This window comes from Marinospirillum sp. (assembly GCF_014859565.1).
On sequence record NZ_JACUUA010000006.1, the window covers coordinates 1 to 13,269 of the forward strand.

At 53.7% G+C, this 13,269-nt stretch carries 16 protein-coding genes; 8 read left to right on the plus strand and 8 right to left on the minus strand.

Going from position 1 to position 13,269, the window contains the following annotated elements:
- Positions 1 to 43 precede the first annotated feature (43 nt).
- Positions 44 to 1,384: a type II toxin-antitoxin system HipA family toxin gene (locus IBX50_RS01935; RefSeq protein WP_292252893.1), complete on the minus strand. Its 1,341-nt coding sequence runs from the start codon at positions 1,382 to 1,384 to the stop codon at positions 44 to 46.
- Positions 1,381 to 1,668, minus strand: a complete 288-nt coding sequence (locus IBX50_RS01940; protein ID WP_292252894.1) for a helix-turn-helix domain-containing protein — start codon at positions 1,666 to 1,668, stop codon at positions 1,381 to 1,383. Before IBX50_RS01940 ends, IBX50_RS01935 begins: the two co-directional genes overlap by 4 nt.
- A gap of 439 nt (positions 1,669 to 2,107) precedes the next feature.
- Between IBX50_RS01940 and IBX50_RS01945 the strand changes: the two genes are divergently transcribed.
- The 8 genes from IBX50_RS01945 to fdxB all read left to right on the plus strand — a co-directional run bounded on the left by IBX50_RS01945 (position 2,108) and on the right by fdxB (position 7,213).
- A complete protein-coding gene (locus IBX50_RS01945; RefSeq protein ID WP_292252896.1) occupies positions 2,108 to 2,365 on the plus strand; it encodes a hypothetical protein in 258 nt (85 codons plus the stop codon).
- A 177-nt stretch (positions 2,366 to 2,542) separates the two neighbouring features.
- On the plus strand, positions 2,543 to 3,937 hold the full coding sequence (gene nifE / locus IBX50_RS01950; RefSeq protein ID WP_292252898.1) for a nitrogenase iron-molybdenum cofactor biosynthesis protein NifE: 1,395 nt from the start codon (positions 2,543 to 2,545) through the stop codon (positions 3,935 to 3,937).
- Position 3,938: 1 nt separating this feature from the next.
- Positions 3,939 to 5,309 (plus strand): nitrogenase iron-molybdenum cofactor biosynthesis protein NifN, encoded by a 1,371-nt coding sequence (gene nifN / locus IBX50_RS01955; protein WP_292252900.1) that lies wholly within the window; start codon positions 3,939 to 3,941, stop codon positions 5,307 to 5,309.
- Positions 5,297 to 5,785, plus strand: a complete 489-nt coding sequence (locus tag IBX50_RS01960) for a NifB/NifX family molybdenum-iron cluster-binding protein (protein WP_292252901.1) — start codon at positions 5,297 to 5,299, stop codon at positions 5,783 to 5,785. The genes nifN and IBX50_RS01960 overlap by 13 nt, the downstream gene beginning before the upstream one ends.
- Before the next feature lie 3 nt (positions 5,786 to 5,788).
- Complete coding sequence (locus IBX50_RS01965; protein ID WP_292252902.1) at positions 5,789 to 6,211, plus strand: SoxR reducing system RseC family protein; 423 nt, start codon at positions 5,789 to 5,791, stop codon at positions 6,209 to 6,211.
- Positions 6,195 to 6,656: a NifX-associated nitrogen fixation protein gene (locus IBX50_RS01970; RefSeq protein ID WP_292252903.1), complete on the plus strand. Its 462-nt coding sequence runs from the start codon at positions 6,195 to 6,197 to the stop codon at positions 6,654 to 6,656. Before IBX50_RS01965 ends, IBX50_RS01970 begins: the two co-directional genes overlap by 17 nt.
- A 57-nt stretch (positions 6,657 to 6,713) precedes the next feature.
- The gene (locus IBX50_RS01975; RefSeq protein ID WP_292252905.1) at positions 6,714 to 6,929 is read left to right on the plus strand and encodes a CCE_0567 family metalloprotein; all 216 of its coding nucleotides are present in this window, start codon (positions 6,714 to 6,716) and stop codon (positions 6,927 to 6,929) included.
- Complete coding sequence (gene fdxB, locus IBX50_RS01980) at positions 6,929 to 7,213, plus strand: ferredoxin III, nif-specific (protein WP_292252906.1); 285 nt, start codon at positions 6,929 to 6,931, stop codon at positions 7,211 to 7,213. Before IBX50_RS01975 ends, fdxB begins: the two co-directional genes overlap by 1 nt.
- 465 nt (positions 7,214 to 7,678) lie before the next feature.
- On the opposite strand, the gene apbC is transcribed toward fdxB, so the two are convergent.
- The 6 genes from apbC to IBX50_RS02010 form a co-directional block, all read right to left on the minus strand.
- Positions 7,679 to 8,485 carry an iron-sulfur cluster carrier protein ApbC gene (apbC, locus tag IBX50_RS01985; RefSeq protein WP_292252908.1) on the minus strand — a complete coding sequence of 269 codons (807 nt, stop codon included), beginning with the start codon at positions 8,483 to 8,485 and terminating at the stop codon, positions 7,679 to 7,681.
- Between the two features lie 262 nt (positions 8,486 to 8,747).
- Positions 8,748 to 9,047, minus strand: a complete 300-nt coding sequence (locus IBX50_RS01990) for a hypothetical protein (protein ID WP_292252909.1) — start codon at positions 9,045 to 9,047, stop codon at positions 8,748 to 8,750.
- On the minus strand, positions 9,037 to 9,921 hold the full coding sequence (gene mmsB / locus IBX50_RS01995; protein WP_292252910.1) for a 3-hydroxyisobutyrate dehydrogenase: 885 nt from the start codon (positions 9,919 to 9,921) through the stop codon (positions 9,037 to 9,039). The genes IBX50_RS01990 and mmsB overlap by 11 nt, the downstream gene beginning before the upstream one ends.
- A gap of 51 nt (positions 9,922 to 9,972) precedes the next feature.
- Complete coding sequence (locus IBX50_RS02000) at positions 9,973 to 11,094, minus strand: enoyl-CoA hydratase/isomerase family protein (protein WP_292252911.1); 1,122 nt, start codon at positions 11,092 to 11,094, stop codon at positions 9,973 to 9,975.
- Positions 11,095 to 11,251: 157 nt separating this feature from the next.
- Positions 11,252 to 12,031 carry an enoyl-CoA hydratase gene (locus IBX50_RS02005; protein ID WP_292252912.1) on the minus strand — a complete coding sequence of 260 codons (780 nt, stop codon included), beginning with the start codon at positions 12,029 to 12,031 and terminating at the stop codon, positions 11,252 to 11,254.
- Positions 12,031 to 13,197: an acyl-CoA dehydrogenase family protein gene (locus tag IBX50_RS02010; RefSeq protein WP_292252914.1), complete on the minus strand. Its 1,167-nt coding sequence runs from the start codon at positions 13,195 to 13,197 to the stop codon at positions 12,031 to 12,033. Before IBX50_RS02010 ends, IBX50_RS02005 begins: the two co-directional genes overlap by 1 nt.
- Positions 13,198 to 13,269: the final 72 nt, after the last annotated feature.

Here is a 13,269-nt window from a genome sequence, read left to right on the forward strand (position 1 = left end):
TGACCAAGTGAGTGAAGCAAAAGTATACAACGGATGACTGGGATCAACTCTTGGCCGAGGCTGGGTGGGCAGAGCCACCGCCCAGCAAGGCTTTGTTGTCTTGCCAGATGCCGTTTAGCTGCTTTTCAATCAAGGCTGTTGTTTCCTTGTGAATGCCCAGGTCTCTGGCAATTTGGGCAAAGTCGGCCAAGGGTTCAATCACCTGATTCATCACCTTCTGAGCTGCTTTCCAGTTGGCAAAACTGGCTGCTTTCGCTAGCTGTTGCAGGGCGCTGACGGGAGGGTGTTTGCCGTAGCCTGCAAAAGCAGTGGCCTGCTCACCATAAGGGTGAGGGCTAAAGGTGACATCATAAAAGGGAGCAGGCGACCAGCGCCCTTGGTCATCTTGCAGGAAAGCCCAATTTTTACTGTGATCATCCTGATTGCAGGCAAAAAGGTTAAAGGCCGCTCGCATAAATTGCAGCTGACCTGCCACCGGGCTTTTACAAATCAGGCTGGTGGCTTTAATCAGGTCTTCATAATCCAGACTGGGGGTTCGGAAGTCGGCATCCAATAACCCGCAGGCGGTATGCATGTGCAGCCGTCCGGCGTTCGCTTGTGTTGTTCCTGTTACCCAGTCAAACCGTTTGAGTGCCAGCCAGTGGCGTTCCCGACCTTTTTCTGAGTGGCGAAGCAGTTGCCACTGGGGTACCTGCAAGCCTGCTCTTGCTGCCAGGGTTAACCAAGCGGCTTCACAGAGCCCTTCTTCGTGCCCAAGCGGTAAGTGATCCGAGGTGAATTTGACCAGCCAGGCTTCATCACCCGGCAGGGGTTCAGTACGGCAGGCATCGAGTTGACCGGGGGCTGCGTAAATCTGGGCTTTGGGTCTTGCCCCGCCGGAGCTACCGGCAGCCACCAAAGCACTCAGAACTTCCTGGGTTTGGCCTTCAAACAGGCTGCGAGCCTGTTCACCCAGCTCAAACAGATTGATGGCTGGGTGGCTGTCGGGTTGCTGGCTACTGGAATAAAAATCTGAGGCCGGTCGGTAGCTGAGTGCACCCATCCCTCGGTCGCCCACAAAGGCTAAGCGATCCATAGGCGTGACCTGCGCGGGCAGCAGTCCTTTCTGGCGAAAAACACGATCCATCAGCAGGTTGCCCCAACCATCGGGCAGAGAGTCAGCAAAAACACCGGCTAAACCCTGATGGGGTGCAGATGGTGCTTTTTGCAGGCGATCAGTAAACTCCAGCCCAAAGGGTGATAGATTGTCAGAACACTTCAGGTAGTTTTGTTCATACTGGAAATAAACCCCCTGGGCATTCTGTGCCAATCGCCCTACCAGCAGCTGTTCGGCATTCGCCAGCGTGCGCCAGACTTCCAGTTGGCTGACGGGGGTAAAACTCATGAATTGAGCACCTCATCCAGTGTTTGTGGTTCGGCCTGATTTTTTGCTCTGGGTTGTGTCAAGTCATGCAGGCGTCGCAAATCATCCAGGCACTGCCAAAGTAAAACAAACTGCCGGAGCGAAATCTGGCCGGTTAACTCAAACTTCTTAAGCGTGGGCGCAGGAACGCCGGAGCGTTCTGCAAGGGCTTCACGCGAGAGTTTTTGTTTTTTACGCTCCAGGCGCAGAAAGTCAGCCAGATTTTCCTGCACTTCTGCTGGTGACACGAGTTGAAGTCGACTCATCGGGTGCACCTTAAATAGATATTATAGTATCTTTATTGCCAGCTTTATCGGCTGCATGGATACCATTATATCTATTTTGTTGGGTCAAAGTGCATATATTCTGCCCCGTTGTTCGCGTTCACCAGAATACGCATCTGAATCATCTGGAGCCCTGCACCTACTCTGCAGTTGTTATGGCCTGCTCCAGGTTGAGTGCCAGCAGGCGGCGTAAAATTTCTTCCTCACTCATCTCTGGTGTGTAGTCTGTCCAGCCGTAGGCCTCGGCAACAGCCTTGTCGAGCGCCTTGTGAGCATTGTCGAGCCAGGCTGGGCGTACATTGTAGAGGTGTAACCAATGGGGAAGGATGAATAGGTGTACACATTCAATGTTGGCAGCGATGCGCCGGATGATTGAGCCAGCAGTAAACTAACCGGAAACACACACAGCGCTAGCAACAACATGCTGCGCTGTAATCATGGCGGCAACCTGCTGTTGCATAAAAATGACTGGACATTATTGGACTGGGAATACGCTGCCTCCGGCAATCCTTGGATTGATGCGGTATCGCTGGATCGTTTCCTGCATCTGACCCCGGCTGAAAAACAACAACTACAAGTGTTGCTGCCAACATTGCCACAATCTGATCCCTGGCAAACCATGCGGCAGTGGTTGGAAGCGTTGGACCAACTCTGGCAGCAGGCACTCATAAACGTCTGATTGTCAGAAATACAACAATCCTTTGTTGCTCTTGTTGTAGCTGTTGCAACTACAACACAACAACAATCCTGCCAACCAGCACTCCCGACAGCATCCTTCCTACCTCTTGCGGCAGGGCTGAGGCGTGGCACAGGCTTTGCAACACCCCTGATGATTCGCAACCTCAGGGGGATGCCCATGCAAGCAAAAGAACTGGCCGCGCTGATGGACGAGCCCGCCTGCGACCACAACACCAAAGCCAAGAGTGGCTGCGCTCCTGCCAAACCCGGTGCTTCCGATGGTGGCTGCGCCTTTGATGGCGCCCAGATTGCCTTATTGCCCATTGCTGATGTCGCCCACATCGTACACGGCCCGATTGCCTGCGCCGGTAGCTCCTGGGACAACCGGGGCACCCGCTCTTCTGGCCCGCGCTTGTACCGCATTGGTATGACCACCGACCTGAACGAGCAGGACGTGATTATGGGACGGGGTGAAAAACGCCTGTTCCACAGCATCCGCCAAGCCGTTGATTCCTACAGCCCAGCAGCGGTATTTGTTTACAACACCTGTGTTCCGGCACTGATCGGTGATGATTTTGAAGCTGTCTGCAAAGCCGCCACAGAACACTTCAAACTGCCGGTGGTGCCGGTGGATTCTGCCGGTTTTTACGGCACCAAAAACCTCGGCAACCGGCTGGCCGGTGAAGCCATGTTCAAATACGTGATTGGCACTGGTGAACCAGAACCCATTCCCGCCTCAGCTCAACGCCCCGGTATTCAGGTACATAACATCAACCTGATTGGTGAATACAACATTGCCGGTGAATTCTGGCAGGTATTACCACTGCTGGATGAGTTAGGACTGCGCATTATCTGCACCCTGTCCGGTGATGCTCGTTTCCATCAGGTGCAGGCCATGCACCATGCCGAAGTCAACATGGTGGTCTGCGCCAAGGCACTGCTGAATGTGGCACGCAAGATGAGTGACCAATATGGCATCCCCTGGTTTGAAGGCAGCTTTTATGGTGTGGAAGACACCTCCGAAGCCCTGCGTTCCTTTGCACGCCTGCTGAAGGATGACAGTCTGACTCAGCGCACCGAACAACTGATTACCCGTGAAGAAACCCGTATCCACCAGTTGCTGGAACCCTGGCGGCAACGCCTGCAAGGCAAACGGGTACTGCTTTACACCGGCGGTGTGAAATCCTGGTCGATTGTTTCTGCCCTGCAGGATCTGGGCATGACGGTGGTCGCCACCGGCACCAAAAAATCCACCGAAGAAGACAAACAGCGCATCCGCGAAATCATGGGTGAAGATGCCCGCATGATTGATGACGGCAGCCCCCGTGCGCTGCTGGATACCATCCGGGATTATCAGGCTGACCTGCTGATTGCCGGGGGTCGCAACATGTACACCGCCCTGAAGGCACGCATTCCTTTCCTCGACATCAATCAGGAGCGTGAGTTTGGTTACGCCGGTTACGACGGCATGCTGGAACTGGCACGCCAGCTCTGCCTGACGATGGAATCCCCAATCTGGCAAGGGCTGCGTCAACCTGCGCCCTGGCAGTCGGCTGACAAGGTGGAGGTGTAACATGGCGGAAATCATCAAACGCAACAAACCTCTGGCCGTTAATCCGTTGAAAGTCAGCCAGCCGGTGGGTGCCATTCTGGCCTTTCTTGGCATCCGCAACAGCCTGCCGATGTTGCATGGATCACAAGGGTGCAGTGCTTTTGCCAAGGTGTTTTTTGTGCGCCACTTCCGTGAACCCATTCCTTTGCAAACCACCGCTATGGATCAAACCACTACCGTGATGGGTGCTGACGACAACGTTTTTAAAGGATTGGAAACCGTGATCAGCAAACGCAAACCGGCACTGGTCGGCCTGCCCACCACAGGGCTTTCGGAGACCCAAGGCAGTGATGTTCAGGGTCTGGTAAAACGTTTTTACCATCAGCAGCCACACCTGGCGAACACCCCGGTGATTCCGGTAGTCACACCGGATTACAGCGGCGGGATGGAAAGTGGTTATGCCTTAGCGGTGGAAGCCATGATCCGTTATCTGGTACCGGAAAATGTTACCCAAGTGGGTCAGCAGCCCAGACAAATGAATGTGCTGGCATCTTCCATGCTCACTGCTGCTGATCTGGAATACCTGCGTGATCTGATCGAAAGTTTTGGTTTGCAGCCGGTGATTCTGCCGGATCTGAGTGATTCACTGGATGGGCATCTGGTGGATGAAGATTTTTCGCCGGTTACCGTGGGCGGTACTCCGGTAGAGGCTTTCCAGACCCTTGGGCAAGCCAGCCATACTCTGGTGATTGGTCACTCCCTGAACAAGGCCGCTGATCTGCTGCAACAGCGCACCGGTGTACCAGATAGCCGCTTTAACAGCCTGATGGGGCTGCACGCCATGGATCAACTGGTCGACACCCTGCACCGTGTCAGCGGCCAGCCGGTTCCTGCTCGACTAGAGCGCCAGCGTAGCCAGTTACAGGATGCCCAGCTGGATACCCACTTTATGCTGGGTTTTGCCCGCATTGCCATCGCCTCTGACCCGGATCTGCTGTATGCCTTCACGGCACTGGTACGAGAAATGGGAGGTGAAGTAGTGGCCGCTGTGGCACCCCATAACGCCCCACTGCTGGCCGAGGTGGATTGCAACCAGGTGGTGATCGGTGATCTGGAAGACCTGGAACACCAAGCCGAAACCAGCCATGCCCAACTACTGATCAGTAACGCCCATGCCGCTGAAACCGCCCGGCGACTGGATCTGCCACTGCTGCGGGCAGGCTGGCCGATTTATGACCGCCTTGGTGCCCAGCACCACCTCTGGATCGGTTATTCCGGCAGCCGTAACACCCTGATCGAGTTAGCCAACCTGCTGTTATCCGAACACCACAAACACGAAATTGCACCCCGCACCTCTATTTATGCTCGCGGAGAAACATCATGCGCCACCTGAAACTGGTTAGCAGTCAGACCCCGCTCGGCAAGGAGCCCGTGTTACGCATTGCTTTTGCCAGCAGCGACCGGCAGACCATCAACCAGCACTTTGGTGCCGCTGAAGCTTTTGCCATCTACGAGTTAAGCCAGACCACATTTCAACTGGCCGAAGTGGCCGAGTTTCATGGCCGCGACACGGATCGTGATGGTCATGAAGGCAAGTTGGAAGCCAAGGTTGCCCTGTTACAGGGCTGCGCTGCTGTTTATTGCAACGCTGTGGGTGCCTCAGCCATTCGCCAGTTATTGGCTGCCAACATCCAACCATTAAAAGTGGACGAAGGCACCCCCATTGAACAGCAACTGCGCCTGCTGCTGGATGAATGGAACAACGAACCACCCGTCTGGTTGCAGCGTTCTCTGCGTCAGCAACAACGATCCGTGGCAACAGAACGTTTTGCCGACATGGCAAACGAAGACTGGAGTGAAGAGGGCTAAATCATGATCAGAACCCAGGGTGAAATTATTCGTAATACCGCCGGTGAACTGGCCATGCAGGCCAACTGCCAGACTCACTGTAAAACCTGCGGTGTACAAAAAGTCTGCGGTGGCAGTCGCCGTACCCTGCTGTTGACCCTCGATGAACAACAGCAATCACTTTATCAGGAAGGTCAGCAGATCCATGCCGACATCGAAGAAGACGAACTGCTGCGCGTCACCCTGCTGGCCTACATCCTGCCTTGCCTGCTGCTGATTGTTGCAGCACTGGCCGCTTCACCCTTTGGTGATCTGGCGACAGCGCTGGGTGCAGTCACCGGACTGGCTCTGGGCGTTTGCCTCAGCAGCCTGCTGGCACGCCGCCGTCCACCCCAGGTTTATTTATCCACTTTTGCCACGGAGAACACCCATGACAGCCACCGCTGAAACCCAGGTATTACCAGATCACCCCTTTATCACTGAAATGATCCGCCAGACTCGTGCTTTTGACAGCTACGGTGTCAACGACAGTCTGACCCCAGCACAACTGCTGGAGCCCTATGTGGTTACCAAAGAACAACGCCGCGAAATCCCGGTGATTGGTGATCCTGATGAAGAGCTGATTGCCCGTCTGAAGGCTTATTACAGTGCCATTGCCATGCGGGTGGAAGCCGGTTCCGGAAAAATGGCCTCCCCCATGTTCAGCATCTCTCATGAAGGTTTTGGTCGCGTCATCATCAGTGTTGGCAAGCTGCTGGTGGTGGATCGTGCCCTGCGTGATGTACACCGCTTCGGTTTTGAATCCTGGGAAAAAATGTGCAGTGATGCAGACAAGATTATCACCAGCGCCCTGGCTCTGGTTGCCGCACACAGCAGTGCAGCAGACGCATAAAAACCCATGCCATAAAAATCATTAAAGAAAAAATGAAATGATGAGGAGAAGAATCCCATGACCCCTGAAGAGCTTAAAAAACTCGACAAGGAAATGCGCAAAGCCAAACGCATTGCCGGTGAATGGGCGATGCAGCTGCACGATCTGGTGGAAGACGGACTGCCCGGTGAATACCAGAAATTGCCTGAAATAGCACAATCCACCTATGAAGCCTGCGAGGCCTGGGACAAGGCACGCAAACAACTTGAAGCAGCAGAACAGGAGACCGCTTGATGAGCCTGATAACCGGCCTGACCCGTGGTGGCAGTGAATGGACACCCGCGTTTGTTACTGCCGTTAATGAAGAAACCTGCATCGGTTGTGGCCGCTGCTACAAGGTTTGCCCGCGCAACGTTTTTGACCTGGAAGAACGTGAACCGGATGACGATGATGACTGTGATGATGTACGCAGTGTGATGGTTATTGCGGATGCCAGCGACTGCATCGGCTGCGGCTCCTGCGCCCGTGTTTGCCCGAAAGGCTGCCACACACACGAATCCCAGACTCTGACAGCCTGAGCCATTCAAAAACAGCCGATTAAAAAGTTTGCATAGTGGGTGAAGTAGCCTATTGAGCCGGAAATCTCCCGGCTCTTTTTTTTGTGGTGCGCCAGGCATGGCGCGTAGCGCCGCGACAGGCGCTGTTCCGATCACGCGTGGTGGCGGTCGGATGAGTCGGTGGTGAAAGTCCACTACAGACCCGATCAGGGGAACTGTTAGCCGAACGGCAAGGGTGTCCATCGTGAGGCCGAATCGCAGTGTAGCGCAAGCAGTCAAGCAAGCGCGGTACTTCATCAAGGAAGGTAGTCTTTGAAGAACTGGACGGCTGGATCAGACGCCACCTGCGCAAAATTTTATCGCTGCTGGACAGTTACCATCAGCTTAAATGTACTTGATGAACCGCCGTGGTACGGAACCGTACGCCCGGTGGTGTGAGAGGACGGGGGAGGTAACTCCCCCTCCTACTCGATTCAGGTCACCAGCTTATTCACCAAAAACAATTTCTGGTGCCTGCTCTTCCGGTGCTGCTTCCACTTTTTCTTTCACCTGTGCGGCAATGGTCGCAAAAATAGCCGCCACCTGGCCTTCAGGCTCACTGATCACTACCGGCTGGCCAATATCCATCTGCTGGCGAATGTGCAGTGACAGAGGCAGCTGCCCTAACAGGTCTGTCTGATATTCACTGGCAATCCGTTCACCACCACCTTCACCAAAAACCGGCTCGGTATGCCCACAGGATGAGCAGGTATGCAGGCTCATGTTCTCAACCACACCTAATACCGGGATTTTGACCTGACGAAACATTTCAATGCCACGCTTGGCATCCAGCAGAGCAATATCCTGCGGGGTGGTCACAATCACTGCACCACTGACTTTCACTTTTTGTGCCATGGTCAGCTGAATATCACCCGTACCCGGTGGCATATCGATAAACAGGAAGTCCAGGTTATCCCAGCGAGTCTGATCCAACAGTTGCTGGAACGCACCGGAAGCCATAGGGCCACGCCAGATCATTGGGGTTTTCTGATCCACCAGAAAGGCCATGGACATCAGTTGAATACCGTGAGCCGTCAAGGGGTCAAAACTCTGCCCATCTTCAGAGCGAGGCTTCTGACTGGCTGGAACTGCAAACATCTGCGCCTGGCTTGGACCATAGATATCAGCATCCAGAATGCCAACACGTTGCCCCAGCTTTGCCATGGCTAGAGCCAGGTTGGCAGTGACCGTGGATTTACCAACACCACCTTTACCTGAAGCCACTGCAATAATATGCTTTACGCCATTTGCCACCGTCTCTCTCCTCAAAATAAATACACCAGACATCTTAACGCTGATTGAGCCACCTGGCAAAACACCTGATACCAAGGATACCGGATGCTTGTTATTGACATCCTCCCCACCCTAAAAGGTGAGGATTCCCTCTGCAGGACGCTCATGCTCGAGCGCGAGAGACTGCAGATCCATTCTCTGATTCCAAGCCCTGCTCTACCTTTCGGACTGCTGTCGGAAATAGATCCGCAGCACGAGCAGGTCTGGGTGGTGTAGGTTTCGTTCACTTCGCCAGTTGACGGCTGAATTGGTCCAGGGCATCTTTTCTGCGATTGGCAATCTTGGCGTGAATGGCCTTTACGCGCTCCTTAATGGAGCGATGGCTGAGCTCGTTGACATAATTCCAGACAAAGTTAACCAACCGCGCTATTTGATTGAGTAATGAACGCTGTTTGTCTCGAACACGAACACTGAGTGTTTTTGTGTGCAGGTTATCCATGAGCGTTAAATTATCAGCACTCAGGATAACCAAAGCAGCCCGGACTAATGACACAAACCAGCCAAAGCCCCAATTACTCAGCAAACATCTTCTGGATGCTGGAGAAGTCCAGGCCGCCATTGCCTTTTTGGGCGTGCAGGGCAAACAGGTTGCGCGCCAGTGAACCCATCGGGATGGAGGATTTGCTGCCCAGCGCCGTTTCCCACGCCAGCCCCAGATCCTTCGCCATCAGATCCACCTGAAAACCACCCTGATAGTTATTGGAGGCAGGCACACCCTCCATCACACCCGGCCAGGGGTTGTAAACATTCAGCGCCCAGTTGCCGCCGGAGCTTTGTTTCATGATTTCTGACAGTACCGCAGGATCAAGGCCATTTTTAACACCCAGCGCCAGCGCTTCGGTGGTGCCCACCATCAGGATCGACAGCAGCATGTTGTTGCAAATTTTGGCTACTTGACCAGCACCGGTATCACCAGCATGAAAAATATTCTTACCCATGTTCTGCAGAATGGGTTTAGCGACTTCAAAATCCGCTGCGCTGCCACCGACAATAAAACTCAGCGTACCGGCCTTGGCACCACCCACACCACCGGACACAGGTGCATCAATAAAACGTATGCCTTTTTCTGAAGCAGCCTTGCCCACCTTGCGAGAGGTTTCTGCCGCGATGGTAGAGGAATCAATCACCAGCGTGCCGCCAGCCAGCTGGCTGAACAAGCCAGAATCACCCAGATACAGACCCTCAACATGCTGACCGGCTGGCAGCATGGAGATCACCACTTCCGCCCCGTCAACACAAGCCGCAGCAGAGGCTGTTGTTTTACCACCTGCCGCTTCCAGCGCTTTTAATGCATCAGCACTGAGGTCAAAACCGGTCACCTGATGACCCGCCTTGACCAGATTCTGTGCCATTGGGCCACCCATGTTGCCGAGACCGATAAATGCGATTTTAGACATGTGTTACCTCCTGTTTTATCTATTGTTTTTATCTTTGGATAGGTTGTTCTGTTAAAGATCACTCAGGGGATTGGTATCCCACAAGGGTTCAAAAAAGCTGTTGATCCACTGGGCTTCCACCGCACCTACTGTAGGGTAGTGCCAGCGAGGTTTTTTATCCTTGTCAATCAGCAAGGCGCGGATACCTTCTGCAAACTCACCCTTCAAGGCAGCATGGATCGACAGGTTCAACTCCTGACGGAACACCTCTTTCAGTGAAGCATGACGTGTACGCTGCAACTGCTCCTGAATCAGTAACATCGACGTTGGAGAACCCGCCGCCAGGGTATGAGCAGCCCGTTGCAACCACTTGTCTTCTCCGGCATAAGCGGTGATTTTTTTCACCCGCTCCTGTGCAGAGTCGGCATCGGTAAGAAACTGGATTTCTTCGTAATGCTGTTGTACGAGTGATTCGGGCAGTTGATCCAACGAACGGTTTTCAAACTCGCGTAATACCTGATTAACCGTACGGAAGGCATCTTCACTCCAGGGGGCTTCTTCCAGTGCACCCAGTACCGCATTGCGTTGTTCGTGGGTGATAAAACGATCCGCCAGTCCTACAAACAGAGCATCAGCAGCATTGATATTGGCACCGGTCAGCCCCAGAAACAGGCCGGTACGACCGGGCATACGATTCAAAAACCAGCTGCCACCCACATCTGGGTATAGGCCAATGGTGATTTCCGGCATTGCCAAGCGTGAACTCTCGGTGACTACCCGGAAGGCCGCACCGGCAAACAACCCCATACCCCCACCCATCACTATGCCGTTACCCCAGACAATCAGGGGTTTGGGGTAGGTGTGAATCAGGTAATCCAGCTTGTATTCTGTGGTGAAGAAGGTTTCAGCGTAGGGATTTTCTTTGGCCGGATCACTGCCACCGGTGTATTCAGTCATCGAGCGATACAGCGCCACAATGTCACCACCGGCACAAAAAGCCTTGTCACCCATGCCTTCAAGCCATACGGCTGTAATGCTGGTATCACTGGCCCAGCTGCGAAACTTTGGCAGCAGCTGTTCAATCATCTCCAGCGACAGGGCATTTAAAGCCCGCGAGGCATTCAGCGTTGCCACCCCGATTTTCTGGCCGTTATTCAGTGGCAGCTCTGTGAAAAGCACCGGTAAATCACTCATGGCTTACCCTCTTGTTATTTATACATTGGCTCGCTTTGGCAAGGGAGCTTGGTGTCTCTTGTCAGGCCGTCCGCAACAGGACGTTGCGGCCGGAGCTTACAGGGATGTATTTACGCGTCCTGACAAGAGCATACCAAGCTTCCAACGCCACAAACTTTCAGCGATTTTTCCAGTTTGCCGTGCGCTTCTGCAAAAAGGCCTGTACACCTTCTTTCTGATCTTCGGTATCAAACAGATCCACAAACAGTTCTCGCTCTAAACGCCAGCCCTGTTCATGGCTGCTGGCTTCGCGGGCATGCATTACTAATTTTTTGCAGGAGGCAATGGAAGAGGGTGACTGCTGGCAGGCCATTTCCGCCAGCTCCAGCGCCCGCTCCAGCGCCTTGCCGGTGGGTACTACTTCTTCCACCAGACCAATTTCCAGCGCCTTGTGTGCCTTAATGCGTTCACCACAGAGAATCAGGCGTTTAGCCCAACCTTCACCCACCAGCCAAGGCAGGTTCTGGGTGCCACCGGCGCAGGGCAGCAGCCCCACTTTGGCTTCTGGCAGTGCCATCTGTGCCTGTTCTTCCGCCACGCGCAGGTCACAGGACAGCGCACATTCCAGACCACCGCCCATGGCATAACCATTAATGGCCGCAATGGAGACACCCCGGAAGTTGGTCAGGGCTTCAAACGCCAGACCAAAATGCCGCGCCATATCACGTGCCACCGCCTTGTCACCATCGGCAAATTTATTCAGATCAGCACCAGCGGAGAAGAATTTTTCGCCCTCACCGGTAATCACCAAGGCATAAATATCACGATCCTGATTCAGACCTTCCACCAGCTGTTTTAAACCACTCAGGGATTCTTCATTCCAGGTGTTGGCCGGTGGATTATTGATAGTCACCAGTGCAATGTGGCCGCGTTTTTCATATTTCAGTAAAGGGGTCATCAGTAAATTGCCTCCAGAACACCTTCCTCTAATACCCGACGCGCCACAATCAGACGCATCACCTCATTGGTGCCCTCCAGAATACGGTGCACCCGCGCATCTCGCAGGTAACGCTCCAGAGGGTACTCACGGATATAACCATAACCGCCATGCAATTGCAGGGCTTCATCAATCACGTTAAAACACACATCGGTGGCAAAACGCTTAGCCATAGCACAATACAAAGTAGCTTCCGGATCAGCCTGATCCAGTTTAAATGCTGCCAAGCGCACCATCTGACGCGCAGCAGTCAGTTCGGTTGCCATGTCTGCCAACTTGAATTGCAAAGCCTGAAAACTCGCCAACTCCTTGCCGAACTGTTTGCGCTCGTGCATGTAGTTACGCGCCAGAGTCAGTGCGGCCTGCGCTGCGCCCACCGAGCAGGTGGCAATGTTGACACGTCCACCATCCAGGCCTTTCATGGCAAATTTGAAACCTTCACCCTCTTTACCCAGCAGGTTACAGGCCGGAATACGCACCTTGTCAAAAGTCACCAGGCGGGTGGGTTGACTGTTCCAGCCCAGTTTGTCTTCACACTTGCCGTATTCAATGCCAGCCGCATCAGCCGGAACAATAAAAGCAGACACACCTCGGGCACCTTCGTCTTGTGTGCCGGTTCTTGCCATCACAATCAGTACATGGGTTGATCCGGCACCGGAGATGAACATTTTTGAGCCTTCGATGATGTACTCATCACCTTCTTTAATTGCCTTGGTACGCAGGCTACCGGCATCAGAACCGGCACCCGGTTCAGTTAGGCAATAAGAACCCAGCCATTCACCACTGGCCAGTTTCGGGGCGATTTCATCGGCCACATCCGGTTGAGCAAAACTGGCCACCATCCAGCTGACCATGTTGTGGATGGTGATGTAAGCCGCGGTGGATGGGCAGGCCGCGGCCAGTTCTTCCACGATCACACTGGTATCCAGACGGGATAATTCCATACCACCGTGGGTTTCCGGGGTGTACATGCCACAGAAGCCCATTTCACCTGCTTCACGAATCACATCCAGCGGAAAAATATGCTCGGCATCCCACTGAGCAGCAAAAGGTGCCATGGCTTTCTGGGCAAACGCACGCGCCGCATCACGGAAAGCAATCTGGTCTTCAGTCAGGTTAAAGTTCATTGGTATTCCTCATTATTCTTTTGGGGCAGAAAACCAAGCACCCGCTAGGTTATGCACCAACTTAGCAATAGT